The following is a 26,262-nucleotide window of genomic DNA, read 5'->3' on the forward strand; positions in this document are numbered from 1 at the left end:
ATGGTCAACCGAATTACGATTGCTGCACTCTCCCTTTTTATGTTTTCCTGTTCAGGTGATAAAAGGGTAGAAGTCAAACATTCAAATCTGATTCTTGGATTAGGTTCGCCAATCAATCTTCCAGTAGAAAGTCCGGCAACCATTGATATTAACGATTACGTTCTGGAAATGGAACAGCTCGACAGTGTTTCCATAAAAGCTCCATTTTCGTCAAGCCTTGATCCGGAAACTTCGAAATTGACGATTTCTTGGAATGGAGAAATTCCTGCCATTGCCGAATTGCAGCTTTGGGCAGATGGAATCCCTTCTTTCATCATTCTTCAAAAATCTAAAAAGCAGAAAGTTGAGCTGATGTATTCTGGAAAGGCGGAATCAGTTCAAGTTGCGGCCGAGTTCACGAGTTGGAGTGTAAAAGATCAGGATTTTGAGAGGAAAAATGATGTTTGGACCAGAACGCTTTATCTCGATCCAGGATTGTATCAATATCAACTTGTTGTAAATGATAAGTGGATACTCGACCCGGCCAATCCGGATAGTGTGGATAATAATGTGGGCGGATTCAATTCGCTGCTCACAGTGGGAGGTTTGGAGCAGGAGGGAAGTCCGCTGTTGCTTGCCAGAAGTTTTGATGAAGGAAATATCCGTTTCGAACTGAAGAACGAACCAACTGAGGTTTTCGCGCTTTGGGAAAATCATCGAATTCCTTCTGATATGGTCGGTGTTCAGGGAAACGAACTTACGGTTGGGCTGCCAACGCTTGCAAAGCAGGCAGCAAACTCAACCTTGCGTGTTTGGTCTTATAATGAGAAAGGCGTTTCTAATGATATTTACATTCCAATTCAGAATGGAAAACCAATTCAGAATGCGGATGATGTGTCTCGAAATGAGTGGCACGCTGCGCAGATGTATTTCATGATGGTTGACCGTTTCGTAAACGGAGATTCGTTGAATGATCAGCCTGTTGTTGACCCAGGAATCGATTACAGAGCCAATTATCAAGGTGGCGACTTGACAGGAATTCATCAGACCCTCGATAAAGGTTATTTTGAGGCGTTGAGCATGAACACGGTTTGGGTTTCTCCCATCACCCAAAACCCTGAAATTGGTTACGTTGAGTTTCCTGCTCGACACAGAAAGTTCTCTGGATATCACGGTTATTGGCCCATTCTGAACACGGTGGTTGATCATCGTTTGGGAACTTCAGATGAACTCAGAAGCCTGATTGACGATGTGCATGGAAAAGACATGAACATCATTCTTGATTTCGTTTCCAATCATGTTCACGAAGATCATCCGATTGTGAAAGAACATCCTGAATGGCGCACACAATTGGATCTTCCTGATGGAACCAAAAACATCCGCATTTGGGAAGATCAGCGATTGACAACTTGGTTCGATACGTTCTTGCCAAGCCTCGATCACTCCAAACCGGAAGTAACCGAAATGCTTTCGGACACGGCATTGTTTTGGGTGACAGAATATGGTTTCGATGGTTTCCGACATGATGCCACGAAGCATATTCCGCAAGAATTCTGGCGAACGCTTACTAGAAAGATCAAGCAAGAAGTGATCGTTGAAAAAGGGAAACCGGTTTTTCAGATCGGTGAAACCTTCGGAAGCCGCGAGTTGATCGGTTCTTATATCGGTTCAGGAATGATGGATGGGAAATTCGACTTTAACTTGTATTTCGATGCGCGGAACGTTTTCGCGCTCGATGCCGAAGATTTTAATCGCTTGGGAACGTCACTTCAATCGAGTTTGAGTTACTACGGACATCATCATTTGATGGGAAATATCACAGGGAATCACGATCTGCCTCGCTTCATTTCCTATGCTGGAGAAGCCTTGAAATTCGGTGAAGATGAAAAAGAAGCAGGCTGGAATCGCGACATCAAAGTGGAAAATCCGGTAGGCTACAAGAAGCTGGAGCAGCTCATTGCTTTCATGTGGACAATCCCAGGAATTCCCGTGATGTATTATGGAGATGAGTTCGGAATGCCAGGCGCTGGCGACCCAGATAACAGGCGATTGATGCGCTTCGATCTATCTGAAAAAGAAAACGAAACTTTAGAAATTGCAAAATCAATCACTGCCTTACGTAAGAATCATTTGGCGCTTCAATTCGGAGATATTTACGACATCTGCGCAGACGGAAAAATGATGCATTATCGCAGGAAATATTTCGATGACGAAGTAATCATCATCTTCAATAAAGACAGCGCGCAACACATGCTTCCTGTGCATGATGACAGTGACGAATGGACAGTTCACTTCGGAAGTGAATTGCACTATTCTAGCGGAAACCTAGAAGTGAATGTGCCTGCTTATGGCTTCGAAATTTTGATCAAAAAATAGAACACGGATGACACAGATTAAATGGATGAATGTGTTTTCAATCTTGCCTCTGTGCCTCTCCAAATCTCAATACAGTCTCTGTGTAAAAACAATCCAATGAAACACATCTTTTTCCTTTTCACTCTTTTTCTTTTTTCCTGCACCGATCCAAAACCGCCAATAGAAGAAACGCCCGTTCCTGACAAACACTGGTCGACAAACAGCACCATTTACGAGGTGAATCTTCGTCAGATGACCGAAGAAGGAACCTTCAAAGCGTTTCAAGAACAGCACTTGGATCGTCTGGCAGATATGGGCGTTGAAATCCTGTGGTTCATGCCGATCTATCCTATTGGAGAACAGAATCGGAAAGGTGCGCTGGGAAGCTATTATGCGGTGAAGGATTACCAAGCGGTGAGTGCTGAACATGGATCGATGGAAGATTTTAAAGCTTTGGTGGATGCAGCGCACGCTAAAGGCATGAAAGTGATCTTGGATTGGGTTGCCAATCACACGGCATGGGACAATGCGTGGGTTACGGATCATCCAGATTGGTACACCACCGATTCAACTGGAAAAATGCTTCCGCCAGTTGCCGATTGGGCCGATGTGGTTGATCTGAATTACGATAATGCCGACATGCGCGAAGCGATGATCCAAAGTCTCGAATTCTGGCTTCGGGAAGCAGATATCGATGGTTTTAGATGTGATGTTGCGGAGATGGTTCCTTTGGATTTTTGGATTGCTGCCAGAGCACGAATTGATTCTGTAAAACCTAATTTCTTCTTGGCAGAAGGCGAACCAGCTGAACTACATCAAGCGTTTGATATGACTTATGCTTGGAGCTTTCATCACTTGATGAATGAGGTTTCGAGAGGAGAGAAAGGAGCTTCTGATCTGAAAGCGTATTGGGAAGAGCAATCCACCAAATACAAACCTGAAGATTATCGCATGCAGTTCATTACCAATCACGATGAGAACTCGTGGAATGGAACTGCCATTGAACGAATGGGCGACAATCGAAAAGCGTTTGCCGTGATGAGTTTCACGGTTCCTGGAATGCCGCTGATCTACAGCGGACAGGAAGCGGACTTGAACAAACGACTAAAGTTTTTTGAGAAAGATGTCATTGATTGGAGTAACGATTCACTGGCTGATTTCTATAAGAATTTGGTTTCAATCAAAGCTGATCACGATGTTTTGGCTACTGGTGCTGATGGAGCTCCGATCAAATTCATTGATGCTGGAAACGAACGCGTAGTGGTTTATTCGAGAGCCGATGAGTTTTCGGAAATCCTCGTAATGCTGAATTTCTCTGCGGAAGCTGTCTCCATTGATCTTGAGGGTGATGAATTCTCAGGATTTTATTCGAGCCACATTGACAAAGGTTCAATTGATGCACATGGAAATCTGCATTGGGAGCTAGAACCACATGGTTACCAGATTTTCGAACGGATGATAGAGGATAAACACTGACCTTTTTCAACACTTAGTGTCATCTTGACACTTAATATTATATTAGTGGTCTAAAATTGCTTTTCTGAACTAAATTAGGGCAATGACCAAACATCTACTTTCTGCCTTTTTCGTACTTATTAGTTCTTGGGCCTTGGCCCAAACTGGAACCCTGAAAGGTGTCATGACCGGAGATGATGGCTTGTCCATTATTGGTGGTTCGGTGGTGCTTGAGGGAACGACAATCGGAACTTCCACAGATTTTGATGGGAATTTTGAACTCAAAAACGTGCCTGTTGGAGAAAAGACCTTTGTGTTTTCCTTCATTGGATTGAAGACACAAAAGCAAGTTCTCACCATCAAATCTGGCGAAACGACTACGTTCAATATTAAGCTATCGGAAGATGTGATGTTGCTGGATCAGGTGGTTGTGGTCGGTTACGGAACAACTCAAAAACGCGATATCACAGGTTCGATTGCAACAGTGAAAGCGGAAGCAATTGAAAGCTCTACGCAACCAAGTGTCGATCAAGCTTTGCAAGGGCAAGCAGCAGGAGTAAGCATCATCTCTCAGAATGGTATTTCTGGTTCGGCAGTCAAGATAAACGTGCGTGGAACCAATTCCATTGCGGCAGGAAGTCAACCGTTGATTGTGGTGGATGGAATTCCGATCACCACAGGAAGTTTCGACCCGGGAAATCTCGGTTCAAGTTCTAATGCATTATCTGATCTGAACCCGAACGATATTGAAAGTGTGGAGGTTTTGAAAGATGCAGCGGCCACATCCATTTACGGTTCGCGAGGTGCGAATGGCGTTGTGCTGATCACCACCAAACACGGAAAGTCGGGGAAATCCAGAATCAACGTTGGTTACAGTTATGGCATCATGAACGAAACCAATCGGGTGAAGTTTTTAAGTGCTGAAGAGCATTTGGCTTTGCGCGATCAGGCTCGTGCTGATCAAGGATTGGCTCCAGAAACGGCAACGACATCAGTTGGTGGCGGATTGACCAGAGCCGAAGCAGATTCCATCGCCCGAAACGGAGGCACGGATTGGGTCAGCCAAATGTTGCGTACTGGAAGCGTTCACCAGCTGGATGTTTCGGCAAGCGGAGGCTCTGAGAAAGTACGCTATTACCTCGGTGGAGCTTATCGTGGTGAAAAAGGATTTCTGGTTGGCAACAACTACAATCGGGCAAACGCTCGACTGAATCTGGATGCGGATGCAAGCGAACGTCTTCGTATTGGAGGCAATCTGGCTTTCACTTACACAAGCATTGATCGAATCCGTACGGGTGACGCTGGAGGGTTGGGAACCGCTCAACAGATTCTTCCATACATTCCTATTTACGACCCGAATGGCGATTACAACGATAATATCTACAATCCGGTTTGGGCGCTGAACAATCAGACATTCAATACAGAGATCATCCGTAATATCAACTCTGTTTATGTCGATTACAAGTTCCACAAAAATGTCAGCTTCCATTCCGATTTCGGGATTGATTTCATGAATCAGCAGGAAGATGAGTTCAATTTCAGGAACATCAATCAGCAAGGAAGCACTTCTTCTGCTTGGGATAGAACCACGCGCGTGGTCAATTGGAACTTGAACAACTATTTGACCTACGAGAAAGATTGGGCTGAACGCCACTATTTCAAGATCATGGTGGGGCAAACATCGCAGCGGGTAAAATCGGAAGGATTTGGGCTTTACGGTTTTGGTTTTCCGAACGATTACCTTAAAAATCCATCCGATGCTCCAAAAGAAAATCAAAGCGGATACAGCTACGAAACAGCCAACGGATTGCTCTCGTTCTTTTCGAGGATCAATTATAAGTTGAAGAACAAATACCTGCTCGGAATAAGCGTGCGAGGTGATGCCAGTTCTCGTTTCGGCCCAGGAAATAAATGGGGTTTCTTTCCTGCATTTTCGGCAGGATGGATCATCTCTGACGAGAAATTTATGAAGGATTCAAAAGCCGTTCCGTACTTGAAAGTGAGTGCTAGCTTTGGATATACGGGCAACAACGCCATTCCAGATTTTGCACATTGGTCGCTTTATTCTGCTGGTTTTGGTTATGCAGATAGCTCTGGCGTGGCACCGATTCAGCTCGATAATCGGAACTTGAAATGGGAGCGTTCTCAGCAATTGGATGTCAATCTCGATTTTGCCTTTTTCGATAGCAAGATTTTTGGAAATATCACCTACTACCGAAAGACCAGTTCCGATCTGCTTCTCTTCGTTTCGTTACCAACTTCATCTGGTTATGATGGTGTTTGGCAGAACGTTGGTAAGCTTGAGAACTGGGGTATGGAATTCAGCCTGACGAGCCGAAACCTCAATCGCAAATTCAAGTGGGAAACCAATTTGAACCTTGCATTCAATCGCAATAAAGTGCTGAATGCTGCGGGCCTTCCGCCTGATGCGTTCGAGAGTGGACAAGCAGGAGAAGGTCGGGTCATTGAAGGTTATCCCGTAGGGCAAGCGTTTTTGGTTGAGTTTGCGGGAGTGCAGAAAGCTGATGGTCAAATTGGCGCCTTCAACTTAGATGGTTCGCAAATGCTAGATGGTTCTGGCAATCAGGTCATGTATGATGTGGCTGGAGGAACAGAGCTTTTCTATGATAAGAATGGCAACGTTATGACCTTTGCAAACCCAACTGGAGGATTGTTTTACGAGAACAACCGAAAGCCGATGGGAAGTCCGCTTCCGATCTTCTACGGTGGTATTACCAACACCTTTTCTTTTGCAGGATTTGAGCTAAGCGCCTTGTTCAGTTTTGCGTATGGCAACACGATTTACGATGATGCTGCCAAAACGCAGGTCGGAAATTGGCAAAGCATCGCGCAGCGCGAGGAGATCAAAAACGCTTGGTCGCCAACAAATACAGATACAGATGTTCCGGGTTTGAATAATTACACACCGGTAAATTCATCGCGCTTTTTGTATGATGGATCGTACTTACGACTACGAACACTCACATTCGGCTATGGATTTTCGAAGAAAGTGTGCGAGCGCATCAAGATCCAGAAACTTCGCATTTACGTGAAAGGAGGAAACCTTTGGACATTGACAGCTTTCCCAGGTTGGGATCCCGAAGTGTTGAGAAATGTGGACCCGAATTCACAATCAGGTAATGTATCGTTTGCGGGTCCGTATTTGGGAACGCCACAGGCCAGAACCATTTCATTCGGTATTCAAATAGGAATTTAATCGGCAACAGAATGAAAAGACTATCGATCATATTTCTCTCCGTTATTGTTCTCAGTTCGTGCGAAGACCTGCTGAACATTGAACCGGTTAACAGCATTCCGTCCGGTCAAGCGATCACCACGTATCAGGATTTGGACAATTTGGCCAATTCCATGTACAATGGTTTGCAGGGAAGTTCGCTTTATGGTGGCAATTTGCAATTGTATGCCGACCTCATGGCAGAAGATACGCAAGTAGATGAATCGCGGCTTTCGCCTTTCGGAACGTTAGAGATCTATCAGCGTGCTACTACCATTCAGATCGGAACGTTGCGCAGCACATGGCGCGAAGCCTACAAGGTGATCAATCGTGCAAACAACATCATCCGAGTAGTTGATGAAAACCTGCTTTCCGGAACAGAATTCGAAAACAAGAAAGGAACATTGAAGGCCGAAGCACTGTTCGTTCGAGCTCTTTGTCATTTTGAATTGTGCCGATTTTGGGCCTTGCCTTATGATGTGGATAAGCAGGGAAACAACAGTCAGGCTGGTGTTCCTTACCGAACGGAACCAACCTTGTCTTTTGAGCAAGATCTGGCAATTGCACGTTCTTCTGTAGAACAAGTTTATGCCAACGTGCTGAGCGATCTTGAAGAATCAGAAGCCTTATTTCAGGAGCAAGGTGTTAGAAGATCAACACATCGGGCATCGCAAATGGCCGCAACAGCCATCAAAGCGCGGGTGTTATTTGCAAAAGGCGATTATTTGGGAGCTTCGGATGCGGCAGGAGCAGTGATTTCGAGCAATCTATACAGCCTTTATCCTACCAATGCAGAAGACGATGCCTTGCTTATTCCATTCCGGTCGCAAGGTTACGCAACAGCCAACGAATCGATTTTTCAGCTCGCATTTACCACTTTCGATAACGGCCTGAATGAATCTTATTCGCAGTTCAATAATCTTCCTGTTTTTCAATATGCTTCTGAAGCGCTGATCACAAGTTATGCGCCTGGCGATCAACGGAAAACCAAATGGTTTTTGCAAAATCCGGTCAACTTGAAAGGGCGAATCATCAAGTATGATCGTCCGGGAGATGTGTTTTATAATGTGCCAGTTGTTCGCCTTGCAGAAATGCATTTGATACGTGCAGAAGCCAACATTAGCGCAGCCGGAAACGGCAATACTGCCGATGCATTGGCAAGTTATAATGCCATTCGGGAACGCGCTTTCGGTGTCGATTTCATTGAGGAAACGGGCACCAATCAGCTCTTGGAAAAGATCCAATTGGAAAGGCGCTGGGAATTGTGTTTTGAAAACGACCGCTATCACGAATTGAAGAGAAGGAAAGCGCCTTTGCGCGATGATGTTTCGTACAATGCTGCATCTTTACTATTCAAAATTCCTCAAGAAGAAATTGCTGGAAATCCTTCAATAGAACAAAACCCTTAACATTCTCATCATGAAAAAAATCTACTCTTTTTGTCTTGTGCTGATGGCCGCTAGTGGCTTTGCGCAAGTGCCTACCAATTTCGGCTCGAATGCCGAGGATGGAATCTCCTATCAAACCTACAATCTCATTGATCATGGGGTGGTGAGTTCAGTGCGTTTTCAAGCACAGAATGCTATTCAAGCAGGAGATGGAACTTGGGAGTTTTTCACTGGTAATTACGATCCGGTTTGGCGACCTTACAGTGCAAATGACACTTTATCGTCTTTCAATGCGATCATTGATCCAACGCTTGAAACTGCAAGTGCTCGACTCAATACACAAGCTTTGGGTGGAGGTGCCACTGGTTTGTTGCCGGCCATTCAAGCAGGCTATTACTACACGACCATTATCCAAGATGGAGGAGGAGACAATTTTATGTCAATCATTGAAACAGCTTTCTCGCCAGTGGCGATTGACACCGTTTACAACTCGCCAACAAGTCCGACAGAAGCTGATAACGTAACCGTGACTGTTGAATTGGCGAATGCACTTGTATTGAGCCCAGGAGAGCACCTTTTTATTCGTTCCAGTGTTGATGGTTACTCAAGTTCTAACTTCTTAGAGGTGACGAATTTTGCAAATGGCGTTGGCACGGTCACCGTTCCAGCTGGGGTGATTCCAGCAGGAACTACCGTAAGCTATTACGCTTTGGTTACGGAAGAGACCAATCCAGTTGCAGAAACCATTGATTATTTCACGCTTTTCTTCGGAAACAATAGTGGAAACAACTATGAATTCACCGTTTCTGCTGTCACAGCAATAGAAGATGTGACTACCGAATTCGGAATCGCAAGAACCTTAGATGGAATTATTATCCAAAATGCAGCAGAGCTTAAATCTGTTGAGTTGGTATCGGTAGATGGAAAACAGGTTTACGCACAAACAGTAAACGGGCAATCGCAGATTTCTATTGCTGCAAACCATCTTCCAACAGGAATCTATGTGTTGAAATTGAGTTGTGCTGATTTCCAAAAATCAACCAAGATCATGGTTGATTGATCTAAGACTTTAACTGTTCAAGGCCGTCCGAGCTGCTCGTGACGGCCTTTATTTTATCCAGACGATGAGATTTTTCCTATTCATTTTCCTTTTAGCAAGCACAGCATTTGGGCAAGATGCGAGCACGGTCAAATGTTATCCGCCCAATTGGTGGATTGGAATGCCCGAACAGGAATTTCAGCTGATGATCTATGGTGTAGATGAAGGTTGGAACGTGGCGCTGCCAAGCAATGCTGGAGTTCTCGTTACGGAAACGCACAAAGTCGAAAATCCGAAATATCTGTTCTTGGACATTTCGATTCCAACGGAGTTTTCTGGAAATAATGTTGAACTCAATTTTACGAATGGAGAAAAGTCGTTCAAACTCAATTATCCGCTTTTAAAGCGCGATGAATCTTCGAAAGTTCATCAAGGATTGAATCAGTCAGACCTTATCTACCTCATATTTCCAGACCGTTTTGCAAACGGAAATGAGCAGAATGATGTGATTGCAGGATTGACCGACACACGCGTGCTTCGCGATTCATTGAAAGTGAGACACGGAGGAGATATTCAGGGAATTCGCGAGAAACTATTTCACGTTAAAGATCTTGGTGCTACAGCGCTTTGGATCAATCCGCTGCTGACAAACGATCAGCCTTACGAGAGTTACCACGGCTATGCAGCCACCGATCATTATCAGATCGATCCGCGTTTTGGTACGCTGGAAGAATACAAAGCACTGATCAGCGAGTGCCATCAATCTGGAATGAAGATGATCATGGATATCGTTTTCAATCATGTTGGAGCCAATCATCATTTGATCAAAGATCTTCCAAGTAAGGATTGGATCCATCAGTGGGATGGTTTTCAGCGGACAAGTTATCGTGCGCCAACCTTGATGGATCCCTACGTTTCTAAAGCGGACAAAAAGGTGATGACCGATGGTTGGTTCGATCGTCACATGCCAGACCTCAATCAGCAGAACGAATTGCTGGCCAACTTCCTCATTTATAATTCTATCTGGTGGATTGAGATGACAGGAATTGATGCTTATCGCATTGATACTTACGCATATTCGGATGCAGAATTCATGGCCAACTGGGCCAAGATGATTAAGAAGTATTATCCCAAATTCAGTTTTTTTGGAGAGACCTGGGTTCACGGAACGCCCATTCAAGCGCATTTTACTCAGAACAATAATATGAATGGCGATTTCAATACGGAGTTGCCAGCTGTCACGGATTTTCAACTCTATTACGCCATTAACGATGCTTTAACGAAACCGCAAGGTTGGACGGATGGTGTGGCCAAATTGTATTACACCATGGCCAAGGATTTTGTTTACGAAGACCCGACACGAAACGTGATCTTCTTGGATAACCATGATCTCGGCCGCTTTTATTCCATGGTTGGGGAAGATTTCGACAAATGGAAAATGGGAATCGGTTGGTTGCTCACCACTCGTGGCATTCCCATGTTGTATTATGGAAGTGAAATTCTAATGACGGGATTTACCGATCCAGATGCGAAAGTCAGAGCAGATTATCCCGGAGGATGGAAAACGGATAAGCTTGATAAGTTCACTGAAAACGGACGGACGGCTTTCGAAAACGAAGCGTTCGCTTACATCCAGAAATTGGCACAGTTCCGCAAGGAAAGTAAGGCGCTGAAGCAAGGAAAAACCATGCAATTTGTTCCTGTTGATGGCTTGTATGTCTATTTCCGATACACCGATTCGGAAACGGTGATGTGTGCGATGAATACTTCCGATAAACCGATGGATATTGATTTAACACGTTTTCAGGAAAGACTGAAAGGAAAAACAGCGGCAACCAACGTGGTAACAGAGCAGAACGTGAACTTGAATGGGCTCACAATCAATCCGAAAAATTTGTTAATTCTTCATCTCAATTGACGGAAGTAGGAATTGTCTGTGTAACTTTTCGCTTCAAATTCTGAATGACATGAGAACATTTACACGTTTTTTAGGAACAATGAGTTTAATGCTGACTGTTGCCGCAACTGCATTTTCGCAGAGCTACAGTCAGAATCAGGAGCAACTCCGCAAGTACGAATCAGACGAATTGTACGAGCAAGATTGTAAATACGATCTGAGCGGAAAATGGGTTGGAACAGAAATTCAGTACGATGAAACCGGAACGTTCATCAAGGTGAAATTCGATATCGTTTTCGATTTCGTACAGGATGGAAATAAGGTCACTGGTACTTCATACATCAAGGACAAACTGCACGAAGATGTGGGTTACATGAACATCCGCGGCTACGTGATAGGGGATAAGCTGCATTTTGAAGAATACGAATTGACAGGACAACAGTGGGAAACACCAAACCGTGTGTGGTGCTTTAGAACTGGAGAGTTGGATCTGACCAAGATCAGAAGGAAAATGCAGCTTTCTGGCGATTATGATTCCTACGCAGCGTACGATTATCGTCCATGTCGCGATTACTGCCATACGGTGGTTCAGAAAGATGCAGGAGAGGATGATCAGCCAGAAGTTGCCGACCACAAATTCAGCTCGTTTGACGAGGATAATCTCATCACAGTGGCTCCAAGTCCATTCCGTGATCAGACCACACTTTCATATACACTTACAGAAAATGCAAAAGTGCAGTTGGATGTCTTTGACCTATCTGGCAGAAAATTGGTGGAAATCATAAACGGAAATCAAGCTGCTGGAAAGTATCGACAGGTTTTTGAAGCTGCTGGAAATCCTCCTGGAAGTTATTTGGTTCGCTTATTCGTGAATGACAAATTGTATACGAAGCAGGTAGTGTTGATGAGATGATTCTCTTGGTTCTAGATTAGAAAAGAACTGGCCTCGAAGAATTTCTTCTTCGAGGCTTTTTTCTGCTATTTGCAATTGTACACAATCACACCTTTTGCTTCCATGTGTCCAAGTTCGGCTGCCTTTTTCCAATCTACACAGGCTTTTTCGGTATCACCCAAACGTGCTTTGGCCTGGCCGCGATTGTAGTGCGCATCTGCCAAATTCGGATTCATCTCTATCACTCGCGTATAGTCAACAATAGCAGCTTCGTAGTTTTTCAATTTTTCAAATGTTTCTCCACGGATCAAGAACAATTGCGCTTCCGGCTTGTCAAGTTCATCTATTGCCCGCGAGTAATAGGTCAGTGCATCCACGTATTCTTCCGCTTCGTACGAAATGCGCCCGATATCCCACGTAAGTTGAACATTGGAAGGGTCTAGTTCAACCACCTTTTTGTAGTCTTTTAGAGCAGATTTTTGGTCATTCATTCGCATGTGCAATTGACCTCGATCGAAATGCGCTTGCATCAGACGTTGATCTTTTTTTACGATCACGCTATCATAATCGGCAAGCGCTTTTTGGTTCTTGCCCATTCGGATAAATGTTTGAGCACGATTCATATATGCTTGCGTCCCTTGTTCAGAACCAAGTTCTAAAGCCTTTGAATTTCCCTTCACTGACGATTCATAATCGCCCACATTGAAGGCGCAGAGTGCCATCCAGAAATGCGTATTGCCCTCGTTTGGAGCAAGTTCTGTAGCCTTGTGGAAGTCTTCGAAAGCACCTTGGAAATCATTCAACGCCCTTTTGGTATGCGCACGGTTTGAGATAGCGACCAGATCGGTAGAATCAGCTTTCAGTGCCCAATCAAACCAGCGTTTGGCCTGTTTGTAATCGCCTTCATTGAATGAGCTGACACCTCGTTCCAAGAAAGTCTGTCCAACCGCGAGTTGGAAACTTGAAATGAAAACTAAGATGAATAGAAATCGGCTCATTCGGATTCAGAAACGAAGACACAAGTTAGCCATCCCCATTTAGAAATCGAGACGGACAAAAACAAAAAGCCGTGAAAATCATGTGATTTTCACGGCTTTTAACATTCCTTGTGTTCCTCTAGCGGATCAGGGTAACCGTACCTGTTTTCTCCAAGTTTCCGAGGCTTCCTTCGTTCTTCACTTTAAGAACGTAGTAGTATGTTCCAGCTTTCGCTTCTTCGCCTGCAGGAGTGCGACCGTCCCAGAAAATTTCTCCCGATTTATCGTAGTGCATCACCATTCCCCATCTGTTATAGATAGTAAGTTCATAATCGATCACTCCGAAATTATCGATGAAGAGGTTGTCATTGTATCCATCATGATTTGGCGTAAATACGTTTGGAATATCAATCACTTGTGTGATCTCTACTTCAACACTGGCAGTATCTGTACATCCAAATTCATTGGTCACGGTTAATACCACATTGAAGAATCCTTCATCGCTAAATGGATGCAATGGGTTTTGCTCCTCAGCAAATTCGCCATCTCCAAACTCCCAAAACCAATCAGTGATGGAAGTATCGCCAGAAGCATCAGTAAACAAATGTCCAACCTCAAGCATTCCGGTCAAATTAGTTTCAATCACCGCATTTGGAGAAGGATAAAGACCGATAGCAACAGAATCTGAACTTGTAATAGAGCAGAATTGGTTGGAAACTGTAACTGTGTAAACCGTAGCAGAATCAGGTGTTACCGTGATGCTCGGTCCTGTTGAACCATTGCTCCAGAGGTAGTTGTCTCCACCCGAAGCAATCAGCGTAATGCTATCGCTGGCACAGATGAATTGATCTTCAGAAACAACAGCCACAGGCACAGGAACGAATTGAAGTACTGGCGCATTATCCGAATCAGAACAGCCATTTGCGTCCGTTACCGTCACGCTATACGTAGAAGACTCGAACACATTCAGCAGAGAATCAACTTCACCGGTCATCGGTTGCACACCATCAAACCATTGATAGCTTACGTTGCTTGGAACCGAAGTGGCTGACAGCGTGATGGTATCGCCTTCGCAAGTTGTATTCGGGCCATCAACAGAAACCACAACTGTTGGAAGCTCAAACACGTTCACTTCCGTTGTGTCTGAATCAGTAGAACATCCGTTCGCATCCACAACTGTAACCACGTATTCGCCAGATGCACTTACGGTAATTGATTGCGTTTGCTCACCGTTCGGTTCCCACAAGTAAGATTGACCGCCCGTTGCAGTAAGAACCACATCTCCACCATCGCAGAAAGAAGTTGGTCCGCTTGCAGAAACTTGAATTGGCTCCACTTCGAAGATCAACACCTCAACCGTATCAGAAGTTCCAACACAAGTATTTGCGTCAGCTACTTGAAGCGAGTAAGAACCCGAATTGAACACAGTGATAGATTGAGTCGTTTCACCTCCTGGTTCCCACAGATAAGCAGACGAACTTGGAGCTGTAAGCGTCACCGAATCGCCTTCGCAGAATGTGGTGGTTCCCGAAGCACTGATAACAGCTGTTGGCGAATCGAATACCGTCACATCAATACTTGCTGATGTTGAAGAACAGCCATTTTGGTCAGTTGCGGTCACGGTATAAGAACCTGTTTGTGTAACAGATATCGATTGGTCGGTTTCGCCATTTGGCAACCAAGAATAAGATGAAGCTGACGATGCAGTTAAAATAACTTCTCCTCCTTCGCAGAACTCAGTCGGCCCATTCACAGAAATGGTAACCGTGTCAGGTTCGAAAACCACAACTTCAACGGCTGTAAGTGCCGAACCTTCGCATCCGTTAGCATCAACAACCGTTACGGAATAAACTCCGGATTCGTCAACTGTGATAGACTGTGTGGTTTCGCCATTCGGTGTCCAATCGTAAGAATCTGCAGATGAAGATGTCAACGTGATTGAACCACCTCGACAGATTTCCGTAGGGCCATTAGCCACGATGACAGGTTCAGGACTTTCGTTTACGATTACTTGTGTCGGAGTGGATGTTCCCTGACATCCGTTTTCATCCGTTATCGTCACTCGGTAAATTCCGGATTCAGTCAGAATAACCGACTGAGTAGTTTGTCCGAATGGTGCCCAAGCGTATGATTCGCCAACACTTGAAGTAAGCGTTACAGAACCACCTTCGCAGAATGTCAACGGGCCATCAGCCGTAACTGTTGGAACAGGAAGATCATAAACAGTGATGGTGGTTTCAGCAGATGATGACTCGCAACCGTTAACATCCGTTACAGTTACCGAATACGTTCCCGAAGTAGTAATTGTGATTGAAGAAGTTGTTTCGCCATTTGGCAACCAAGCGTAAGATGAACCTTGCGAAGCAGATAACGTGACCGATCCACCTTGGCAGAATTCCGTTGGGTCAGAAACGTTGATTGTGGCATCCGCAACAGTGAAGTTGCCTACAGAAACAGTATCTGAAGAACCTGTACAGCCGTTCTGATCGGTTACAACCACCCAGTAATCACCAGCTTCGGAAACCGTTATCGAGGAGCTGATCTCTGAATTTGGATGCCAATCATACTGATCAAAATTTCCTGTGGTAAGAACAACCGAATCGCCTTCGCAGAAGGTCAATGGGCCGTTTGCACTTACAATTGGAGTAGGATTTTCATGTGCGATCACATCAATTGTGTCTGACTGTGAAATACATCCATTCGCATCTGTAATGGTTACAGAATACGCACCAGAAGTCGTTGCAAGAACGATTTGTGATGTTTCTCCAGATGGTGCCCATAGGTAAGATGATGCAGAAGAAGCAGTAAGCGCAAGTTCTTTTCCTTCACAGAATTCCGTTGGCCCGCTTGCAAAAATTTGAGCAGTGTCCACATCAAAATTGGTTACTGTGATGATGTTTGAAATGCCTGTACATCCCTGTTCATCCGTAACCGTCAACTGATAATCTCCTGTTTCTGTAACAAGAATCGATTGGTTTGTTTCTCCGTTTGGAGACCAGTTATATATGAATCCGCTTGGTCCGGAAAGCTCCACAGAACCACCTTCACAGAATTGTGTTGGGCCATTTGCAATGATCACAGGTTCTGGATTTTGATTCGCAACCACCTGAATTGGGGTGGAAGTTCCCTGACATCCATTCTCGTCTGTTACAGTCACTCGGTAAATTCCGGATTCAGTCAGAATTACGGACTGAGTAGTCTGTCCGAATGGCGCCCAAGCGTAAGATTCAGCTTCGCTAGACGTGAGCGTTACCGAACCACCTTCGCAGAAAGTTAGTGGTCCGTCAGCTGTAACTGTTGGAACAGGAAGATCATAAACCGTGATGGTCGCTTCAGCAGAAGTTGATTCGCAACCGTTAACATCCGTTACGGTAACCGAATACGTTCCTGAAGTAGAAACCGTGATTGAAGAAGTCGTTTCACCGTTTGGTAACCAAGCGTAAGATGAACCCTGCGAAGCAGATAATGTCACTGATGCGCCTTGGCAGAATTCCGTTGGTCCCGAAACATCAATAGTTGCTGGATCAACTTGGAACATGGTTACAGAAGTTGCAGCAGATGTTCCGTTACAACCATGTTCAGTTACCACGCTCACGCTGTAATCTCCTGCATCGTAAACAGTAATTGACTGAGTTGTTTCTCCGTTCGGGCTCCAAGAATAGCTAGCATTTTCACTTGCGGTGAGCGTTACAGAATCTCCTTCGCAGAAGATGATTGGACCATCAGCCGTAATGGTTGGAACAACCAGATTCGGTTCAGTCAGCGTAGTTGAATAGGTGTAGATACATCCATTCTGATCTACGATGGTTGCCACATAAGTTCCTGCGCTCAGACCCGAAATATCTGCGGTGTTGCCACCATTGTCCCACGAAACCAAGTAAGGTCCAAGACCACCGGAAACCGTTAGGTCAATCGAGCCATCGTTTCCTTCAAAACAAGTTGGATTTATATCAATGCTTGATGCTTGAAGCGTATCAGGCTCAGTAACCGTTGCAGAAGCTGAAACGGTACATCCATTCTCATCTGTAACAAGAACATTGTAAGAACCTGGGCCAATGTTGTTCAAATCTTCAGTTGTTGCTCCGTTGTCCCAATCGAAAACGTATGGGGCAGTTCCACCAGTTACGGTCAATTCCACCACACCATTTCCAACTCCATGACAAGAAACATTGTCAACTGCAGTAGCAGCTTCGAGAAGTGCTGGTTGCGTTACGTTTCCACTAACAGTTTGCGAACAGTTAACCGCATCAACAACGGTAACCGTGTATTGTCCAGCAGCCAATCCAGAGATCGAGCTGTCCGTTCCACCATTGCTCCATGAGTAAGTGAATGGAGCCGTTCCGCCTGTTACAACAGCGGTGGCAGAACCATCGCCAGCTTGAAAACAGCTGAGTCTTTGGGTATTGATTGCTACTGTGAATCCGGTACAAAGCAATGGGTTGACGGTGATGGTGATCGTTTCGTCACAACCGTTCGCATCTGTTACAGTTACCGTGTACGTTCCTGGGCAAAGGTCAGTAGCGGTTTGATTAGATTGACCATCGCTCCAATCGTACGAATATGGAGGTGTTCCACCTGAAGGATTTGCAGTAGCCGAACCATCGCAACCATTGAATGTCTGCTCATCAACCACAACGCTTGATACACTCAAGGCAGTTGGCTCAGAAATAACCACAGAACCTGAAGCTTCGCAACCGATTGAGTCGGTTACAACCACTGAATAAGGTCCGGCAGTAATTCCATCAATGGTCTGTGTCGTTCCTGAATTGTTCCACAGATACGTGAATGGCGTGTTGTTTTGAACTGTGATCGGAGTGGCAGTTGCAGTTCCATCTTCACCGTCATTACAGCTTGCGTCAGTTCCAGTAACATCTACATCAAGATCACAAGATGGTGGGTTAACGATATTGCTCGTGGTGAATTCACATTCGTTAGCATCGGTGACGATAACGGTGTAGGTTCCAGCGCAAAGGTCAACCGCAGTTTGCGTGGTTTGGCCATCGCTCCACTCATATGTGTAAGGAGGTGTCCCGCCTATTGGGTTGGCCGTTGCCGAACCATTGCAACCGTTCACCAATGTCTCATCCTGAACAACCACCACCGCGTTCAGTACATCAGGTTCACCAACAACTGAACTACAGTTGGAAACGCATCCGTTTTCATCGGTAACAGTTACAACATACGTTCCTGCAACCAAACCAGTTTGAGACGCATCTGTGCTTCCATTGCTCCAAGAATAGGAGAACGGAGCGGTTCCTCCAGCCACCGAAACTTCGACAGTTCCGTTATCATCGCCATTACAGAGCGCATCTTCAGAACTGCAGGTCAAGTCGAGTGCATCCGGTTCCGAAATGGTCGTTTCGTACGTAAATAGACATCCGTTCTGATCGGCAAATGTGACTGAATATGTTCCTGCCGAAAGGTCACTGATATCTTGCGTATGAGCACCTGTGCTCCAAGTATATAAATATGGTCCAAGACCACCGGTTGGAGTAAGGTCAATGGAGCCGTTGTCACCAGCATTGCAGGAAACATCCACATCAATGCTCGAAGCGCCAAGTGTATCTGGTTGAGTAACCGTTCCAGAAGAAGTTGTGGTACAGCCATTATCGTCCGTGATCAAAACGTTATAAATACCAGGCCCAAGGTCTTCAAGGTCTTCAGAGGTTGCTCCGTTATCCCAATCAAAAACATAAGGAGCTGTTCCGCCAGTTACGGTCAATTCGACAACTCCATTTTCAACTCCGTTACACGAAACGTTATCAACTGCCGTAGCTGCTTCGAGAAGCGCAGGCTGCGTCACATTTCCGCTTACTGTCTGAGAGCAGTTGACATCGTCAACAACGGTAACTGTGTATGAACCAGCGGCCAATCCTGAGATGTTGCTAGTTGTTTCAGCATTGTTCCAAGAGTAAGTGAACGGAGACGTTCCGCCAGTTACAATTGCAGTGGCAGAACCATCACCAGCTTGAAAACAGCTCAATCGTTCCGTGTTCACCGCTACGGAGAAACCAGTACAAAGAAGTGGGTTCACCGTGATAGTAACCGTTTCATCACAACCGTTGGCATCGGTTACGGTAACTGTGTAAGTTCCTGGACAAAGGTCAGAAGCTGTCTGTGTGGTTTGAGCGTCAGCATCGTTCCAAGCATAGTCATATGGAGGCGTTCCGCCAGATGGATTTGCTGTTGCAGAACCATCGCATCCGTTGAAGTTTTGCTCATCAATTACACTCGTTCCAACAGAAAGAGCCGTTGGTTCTGAAACCACCACCGAACCTGAGGCTTGACAACCGATGGAATCTGTTACGACCACAGAGTACGGTCCAGCAGAAATTCCGTTTATCGTTTGTGTTGTTCCTGAATTGTTCCACAGATATGTGAAAGGAGTGTTGTTTTGCTGAGTAAGCGGTGTAGCTGTTGCTGTTCCGTCAGAACCGTCATTGCAACTTACATCAGACGCGGTTACGTCCACATCCAAATCGCAAGTTGGTGGATTGATGACCACACTTGTAGTGAATTCGCAACCGTTGGCATCCGTAACCGTGATGGAATAAATTCCGTCACAAAGATCAATTGCGGTCGAATCTGTTTGCCCATCGCTCCACTCGTAACTGTAAGGAGCAGTCCCACCAGTTGGCGTAGCAATTGCAGAACCGTTACAGCCATTCACCAAGGTTTCGTCAAAAGCCGTAACCACAGCGTTCAGCACGTTAGGCTCGCCAACAACTGAACTACAGGTGATGATGCATCCGTTTGCATCCGTAACGGTTACACCATATGTTCCAGCTGTAAGTTCAGATTGAGAAGCATCCGTGTTTCCGTTGCTCCAAGCGTACGTGTACGGAGAAGTTCCTCCAGCTATAGCTACTTCAACACTTCCGTTAGCATCGCCATTACAAAGCGCGTCTTCCGAAGTACAGGTCGGAACCAGTGCATCAGGTTCAGAAACAGTATAAGTACCAGTTGTTGAACAGCCGTTTACATCCTCAATTGTAACCGTGTATGAACCAGCTTCAAGTCCAGTCAGATCTTCGGAGGAAGAAGTGAATCCGTTGGGGCCGGTCCAGCTGAAACTATAAGCTTGACAAGTAGCACCTCCAATAACAGTGATGTCAATTTCGCCATCTGGAGCTCCATTACAGGAAACACCTGCACCACCAACATATTCCGACACTTCGAAACCATCGATTTCCAACGCGTCTGGCTCGGCTAGCGTTATTAATTCCGTTTCAGTAGAACCATTAGCGTCTGTGACAATTACAGTATATGTTCCTGCTGCAAGACCTGTTGCCGTTTCAGTAGTTTGACCATCAGACCAATCGTAAGAATAAGGAAGACATCCGCCAGAAACATTTGCCGTAGCTGTTCCATCCGTTGCACCATTGCAGCTAACGTTTGCACCACAATTAACCGTTGATGGGTCAATTGCAAGAACAAGAACCGATGGCGTGATGGTTACATCGAATGAGCAATCGAAGGTGTTGCCAGCGAGGTCAGTGGCCGTGTAGGTAACCGTTGTTGTTCCAACCGGGAATGAATCGCCCGAATTGTGAGTGCTTGAAAGTGACGCTGAGCAGTTGTCGTCTGCCTGCGGAATATTCCAAGTAACAACTGGAGTACAATCATTGCTTGCTGGAGTAACATCAATATTTGATGGACAGCCAAGAATCGTTGGGTCTTCATCATCAGAAACCACCACATCCTGCGTGCAAGTTGCCGTATTTCCGTTCACATCCGTAGCGGTCCAGGTCACGGTTGTTGTTCCGACTGAATACGGCCCAGCATTGTCAACCAGAGTTGAAGCAACGCCACAGTTATCGGAAGAAGTTGCTGTTCCGATGGAAGAGGAAGAAGAACACAACCCAGCATCAGTAGAGATGTTTGCAGTCGCTGGACAGGTGACTGATGGGTCTTCATCATCAGAAACAACCACATCTTGAGAACAAGTGGCCGTGTTGCCGTTCACATCGGTGGCAGTCCAAGTAACGGTTGTTGTTCCAACCGAATAAGGACCTGAGTTGTCGACCAATGTTGAAGCAACGCCACAGTTGTCAGAAGAAGTTACCGTTCCGATAGAAGCAGAAGAAGTACATAGACCAGCATCTGTGGAGATGTTGGCAGTTGCAGGGCAGGAAACCGATGGGTTCTCATCATCCGAAACCACCACATCCTGCGTACAGGTGGCCGTGTTGCCGTTCACGTCCGTAGCTGTCCAAGTAACGATTGTTGGTCCAACTGAATAAGGACCTGAGTTGTCAGGCAGAGTTGAAGTAACGCCACAGTTATCAGAAGAAGTTGCTGTTCCGATAGAAGCAGTAGAAGTACAAAGGCCAGCATCGGTGCTGATATTGGCTGTTGCTGGACAGATGACTGAGGGGGCTTCATCATCCGTTACAACCACATCCTGCGAGCAACTTGCGGTGTTTCCGGTAAAGTCCGTTGCCGTCCAAGTAACGGTTGTTGTTCCAACTGAATAAGGGCCAGCGTTATCTACAATTGTTGATTGAACACCACAGTTGTCAGACGAAGTAGCCGTTCCGATTGAAGCAGAAGAAGTGCACAACCCAGCGTCAGTAGTGATGTTCGCAGTTGCGGGACATGTGATTGTCGGTGGAACCGGGTCATTCTGATTTATAGACGCACTTGCGTCATCAGTACAGCCATTCGCATCAGTAACAACAACTGAATAATTCCCAACCCCGAGAGAAGATATGTTTGCAGTTGACATTCCTCCAGGAGTCCAAACGTATCCGTAAGCTGCAGTTCCTCCAGAAATGGATGTTGAAATGGCACCTTCTGTTCCGCCTGCGCAAATCACATTGGCATCTGTAGTTGCAGTAATTACAGGTTCAGGGAAAACTGTGATTGATTCTGAAGCGTTTGTTGTACAAGCTGAAGCAGTAAAAATCACAAAATGAGTTACGGTGTAAGAGCCATCGGCACCATAAGAGTGCGTTGGGTTTTCTTGCGTTGATGAGTTTCCATCTCCGAAGGTCCAATAGTGTGAAACCGTTCCGCCAGACGTCCCAGTATTGCTAAATGCGAAACTATTTCCATCAAAACATTGGCTTGGATCATTAGCGTTAAAATCAGGACGAATTACGGTGACAGTTTCGGTTGAAGTCTGTGTTTGAGAATTGCAGGCATCAGTCACCGTGTAAGTGTACGTGGTGGTATTTGCAGGAGAGACTGTCACGTTTGCGCCAACTGGAGCTCCATTATCCCATGAACCTGAATAAGGAGGCAAACTTCCGCTGACGTTGGCAGTCAAGTTAGCAGATTGTCCAAGACAGATGGTGGTTTCACCAGTCGTAGTCAATGCAAGTGGAACATCATTATCAATCACGTTGATTGTAGCAGATCCCGGAGCCAAACAATCACATGGAGGTTGGTCCATGTTGACCACGATTGTTTCGATTCCTTCAGCAATGAAGTCAAGTGGAACAACAATTGGAATTATGACTGAATTCTGACCTGCGGGAATAGTTACCGTTGTTGGAAATGAATTGTAATCAACGCCATTGGTGGCTGTTCCGCTCACGCTATAAGTAGCACTTATCGGAGTTCCGTTGTTCGCAACATCAACTCTTGAGAATACAATGTACTCGTCAGAACATCCTTCTTCAATTTGCGTGTTGGTGAAATCTACCGTTATTCCACCTCCGGCAGTAAAACTTCCTGCTTCGAGGAAGACACCTGAATCGTATATGTGGTCTCCAGCGTCAGCAATCGCCAATCGTATATGATACGTTTGGCAAGGCGTTACAACAGCTTTGGCTGTTAAAACAGTTGTGTAACCATCGTACTGAACCGCAGGTCCATTGTGGTTTTCAACATAGTAAGCACAATTTTCGCAAGGACCATTGGCAGGCTCGTTTTGGCTGTAGCCATTGTTGACGTTATTGATAGCTACTGGAGTAGTGGTGTTTGGAATCAGCGCAATATTTGCCGAATTACCAACGTAAGGACCGCTTATTCCTGGGCCAGAAATAAAGAATCCGAACACATCATTGTATTGTGAGTTTACCCATTCTGGATATTCTTCCGAAGCAAAAACATATCTGAACGAAAGTGAATCATCTTGTGGTACGAAATCGAATTCCAAAATAACCGCATCGTAAGTGGTTACTCCTGCAAGACTTGTAAGGTTTGCATCTCCAGTTCTTCCTTGGTCGACCCCGGCATTGTTATCATCGTCAGGGCCAATGGCAGTATTGGCACTTCCAGTGGTAAGAAGAATACCATTCTGCATGGCAAAAGTGGTTCCTGTTGCGTTGAAAGTTCCAGCGGCAGATGCAGGCCCGATATAATTTACGTTGGAAACTGTAACACATGAACCAAGAAGTACATTTTCAACCAATGCTTGCACTTGGTTTGTTGTAGATGACTGATTGACAGTAATCTGTGCAAAAGCCCCACTTGCTCCAAGAAAAAACAGCGTAATGAAGGGCAATGACTTTATGCGCATCATATTTGTTGTTGAGTAGATGTTTCTAAGGAATCTTATTTCCATGCTGCTTGTCGAATTCGTTTCTGACGGACGTCAAATCTACGTCTTCGTCTATACATTTGCACAATTAATCGACAATCAACAATGATTTATCGAGAATCGGACAGAGGTCCGCTCTAGGGGCGTTCACTGCATTTTAACAATATGTGTATGAGGTATTTGGGAATTGTGTCAATTTTATGGATGGTCACGTTGTGTAAAGCTGGTTTGGCCCAAGATTCTGTTGAGTCTGTAACGGATTCAACCAAGCGGCCCATAAATTTTGTTTTCAGTGTTGGCGGTGGTGTGACTAAGTTTTTGGGAGATGTTCAAGATGCATCGGCAAAGGCTAACGTTCATATATTAGGAAATAGAGCCGCGTATGACCTTAATCTAGGTCTTGGATTTTCTAAATCGTTCACGCTGAATTTCAATGTCATCTATGGTAAACTGAGTGGTAACGAGAATGCATTTAAGGAGCATCGCAATTTTGAAACGCAAATGGTTCAGGCAGGGATTAATGTAGAATACAACTTTGCGGGACTATACAAATATCGATTGCCTGTGGTCAATCCATTTCTTGTAGCTGGAGCCTACTACAGTAACTATTTCAATCTGCGCACCGATTTACTTTATGATGGTGAGAACCAATACAATTATTGGTCTGATGGAACCATCCGAAATCTTGCTGAGACACCAGGGAATCGCGATCTAGCTCAGAATGTTTCACGCGATTTCGAATACGAAACGCTGGTCAAGAAATCGATGAGCACGTTCACGGCATCTGCTGGTTTAGGTGTTGATTTACATTTGAGTAGAGCCTTTTCCGTACGATTAATGAGCAGATACTTCTTTTCGGTGAACGATGAAGTTGATGGCAATTCCACTGGCAATTCCGCTGGATTGAATGACGGATTCTTTTTGAATCAACTTTCGTTGGTGGTAAACACAATGGCATTCAATACATCGCGAAATGCAGAACTGCCTAATTACAAATTCCTGTTCGATCCGTCTCAATTATCTATTGTTGAAAATGAAGATAGGGACGAAGATGGCGTGAAGGATATTTTGGATAAGTGTGCTGCTACACCGAGCGGAGTTAAAGTTGACAAAGCGGGATGTCCGTTAGATGAGGACGTTGACGGAATTCCTGATTACCGCGACAATAGTTTGAACACGGGAAAGGATGAGGTGGTTGACCAGACCGGCAAGCCGATCGATTATGAATTGGTGGCCGAGAAATGGATGGTTTCGGAAAACGTTTACGGTATCAATTGGGATAAGAGATATCCTAACCCAAGATTTGTGGAGAACAAAGGTTATACAGTAAATGTGGCCACTGATAAAGAGCAGGAGGGAAAAGAGGTGAATCCGCGTCTTTTGAAAATTCCAGAATTGAGGAAGCAAGTGCTGAACGATTCCCTCATCATATACAGACTTGGGGTTTTTGAAAAGTTCGAAGACGCTGAGTCGCAAAGATTGGAATTGGAGAAAGAAGGTATTTATTCCTCTTACGAAGTGCCTGAATCCTATTCGATTCAAGCTGCTGAACAATTGGCAGGTTCTGGTCAAGTGCAAAAAGCGTTTAATGCAACTTCTTATGGGATGCAAGAAGCGATTGAAAACATTAAAGCCAGTGAAACTGTCCAGTCAGCAGAATTGGACTACACCGTTTCTAGATTCGAACGTTACCTATTCGATGGAACTCCAGAGGTAATGTTGGTGAAGGATTTTCTGTTGAGCATGAATGCTTTCATTTATGATCCAGTTGTCAGCAATTCGATAGCTCCAGTTCAAGAAAAACTGGACGCAAACCCTGTTCCCAAGGCAACTTTTGTTCTGAATGTACCTGTCGATGAATCAGAGGTAGAGCACCCGATAATGGAGGAGAAATCAGAGCCGATAGTAGATGTTCAAGCAGATATCACAACAGATGAATTGAGAACGCCAGAATCGTCAGAAGTTGATCAGCCAGAAGTGGGTGTTGCAGTTGAAAATAGAATGTCAGAGCCGGTGCCAAGCACGCTTACCGGAGCCCCTTTGAAGGAAGCGATCAAAGAAATTCGTTCAACCTCGAACTTGAAAAAACAACCGCGTATCAATTACGCACCCGTAAAACCTCAGTTTAAAATGGCCGATCAAAATAATGACGGGCTCATTTCTGCGGTAGAGATTCAAAAGGTTCTGGATCAGATCTTAGAAGGCAATTCTTCGGTGACAACCGAACAATTCAATGAGATGAATGCCTACTTCACAGACTTTACCGAAAATGTTGAGCCAATCGACTTTGGAGGAACCAAAGTGGCATTCGTAAATGGAGTGCTGACAATTTTGAAAACAGAAGGTGGCGAGTACAAAGAAGAATCTAGAAGACTACTTGCAAAGAAATATAAGGAAGCTGATTTCAATAAGGACGGAGAATTGACACCTGATGAAGTGCAGCAAATGATTGATCTATTCCTAAAAGGTGGCTCTTCTTACTCGCAAGAGAAAGTACACGAGCTGATTGATCTCTACTTTGAGTAGAACTTGAAGTTATTTGAAATAAAAAAGGCT

At 45.0% G+C, this 26,262-nt stretch carries 10 protein-coding genes; 8 read left to right on the forward strand and 2 right to left on the reverse strand.

Annotated elements, in window-relative coordinates; genetic code table 11:
• The 7 genes from K9J17_13385 (at position 1) to K9J17_13415 (ending at position 12,261) form a co-directional block, all read left to right on the forward strand.
• Positions 1–2,355, forward strand: coding sequence for an alpha-amylase (locus K9J17_13385; GenBank protein ID MCF8277720.1), 2,355 nt, complete (start codon positions 1–3; stop codon positions 2,353–2,355).
• A 96-nt stretch (positions 2,356–2,451) separates the two neighbouring features.
• The gene (locus K9J17_13390) at positions 2,452–3,810 is read left to right on the forward strand and encodes an alpha-glucosidase C-terminal domain-containing protein (protein ID MCF8277721.1); all 1,359 of its coding nucleotides are present in this window, start codon (positions 2,452–2,454) and stop codon (positions 3,808–3,810) included.
• Positions 3,811–3,892: 82 nt separating this feature from the next.
• On the forward strand, positions 3,893–7,006 hold the full coding sequence (locus K9J17_13395) for a TonB-dependent receptor (GenBank protein ID MCF8277722.1): 3,114 nt from the start codon (positions 3,893–3,895) through the stop codon (positions 7,004–7,006).
• 11 nt (positions 7,007–7,017) lie between these two features.
• The gene (locus tag K9J17_13400) at positions 7,018–8,433 is read left to right on the forward strand and encodes a RagB/SusD family nutrient uptake outer membrane protein (GenBank protein ID MCF8277723.1); all 1,416 of its coding nucleotides are present in this window, start codon (positions 7,018–7,020) and stop codon (positions 8,431–8,433) included.
• A 10-nt stretch (positions 8,434–8,443) separates the two neighbouring features.
• Complete coding sequence (locus tag K9J17_13405; GenBank protein ID MCF8277724.1) at positions 8,444–9,472, forward strand: T9SS type A sorting domain-containing protein; 1,029 nt, start codon at positions 8,444–8,446, stop codon at positions 9,470–9,472.
• A 64-nt stretch (positions 9,473–9,536) separates the two neighbouring features.
• Positions 9,537–11,369, forward strand: coding sequence for a glycoside hydrolase family 13 protein (locus K9J17_13410; GenBank protein MCF8277725.1), 1,833 nt, complete (start codon positions 9,537–9,539; stop codon positions 11,367–11,369).
• Positions 11,370–11,418: 49 nt separating this feature from the next.
• On the forward strand, positions 11,419–12,261 hold the full coding sequence (locus K9J17_13415; protein ID MCF8277726.1) for a T9SS type A sorting domain-containing protein: 843 nt from the start codon (positions 11,419–11,421) through the stop codon (positions 12,259–12,261).
• A 65-nt stretch (positions 12,262–12,326) separates the two neighbouring features.
• Here K9J17_13415 and K9J17_13420 read toward each other — a convergent pair whose 3' ends face one another.
• Both K9J17_13420 and K9J17_13425 read right to left on the reverse strand, forming a co-directional pair.
• A complete protein-coding gene (locus K9J17_13420; GenBank protein ID MCF8277727.1) occupies positions 12,327–13,238 on the reverse strand; it encodes a tetratricopeptide repeat protein in 912 nt (303 codons plus the stop codon).
• A 118-nt stretch (positions 13,239–13,356) separates the two neighbouring features.
• On the reverse strand, positions 13,357–23,730 hold the full coding sequence (locus K9J17_13425) for a choice-of-anchor L domain-containing protein (protein ID MCF8277728.1): 10,374 nt from the start codon (positions 23,728–23,730) through the stop codon (positions 13,357–13,359).
• Positions 23,731–23,910: 180 nt separating this feature from the next.
• On the opposite strand from K9J17_13425, the gene K9J17_13430 reads away from it, so the two are divergent.
• A complete protein-coding gene (locus K9J17_13430) occupies positions 23,911–26,232 on the forward strand; it encodes a hypothetical protein (protein MCF8277729.1) in 2,322 nt (773 codons plus the stop codon).
• The last annotated feature ends 30 nt before the right edge of the window (positions 26,233–26,262 follow it).

The organism is Flavobacteriales bacterium, assembly GCA_021739695.1.
In the GTDB taxonomy this organism is placed as follows: domain Bacteria; phylum Bacteroidota; class Bacteroidia; order UBA10329; family UBA10329; genus UBA10329.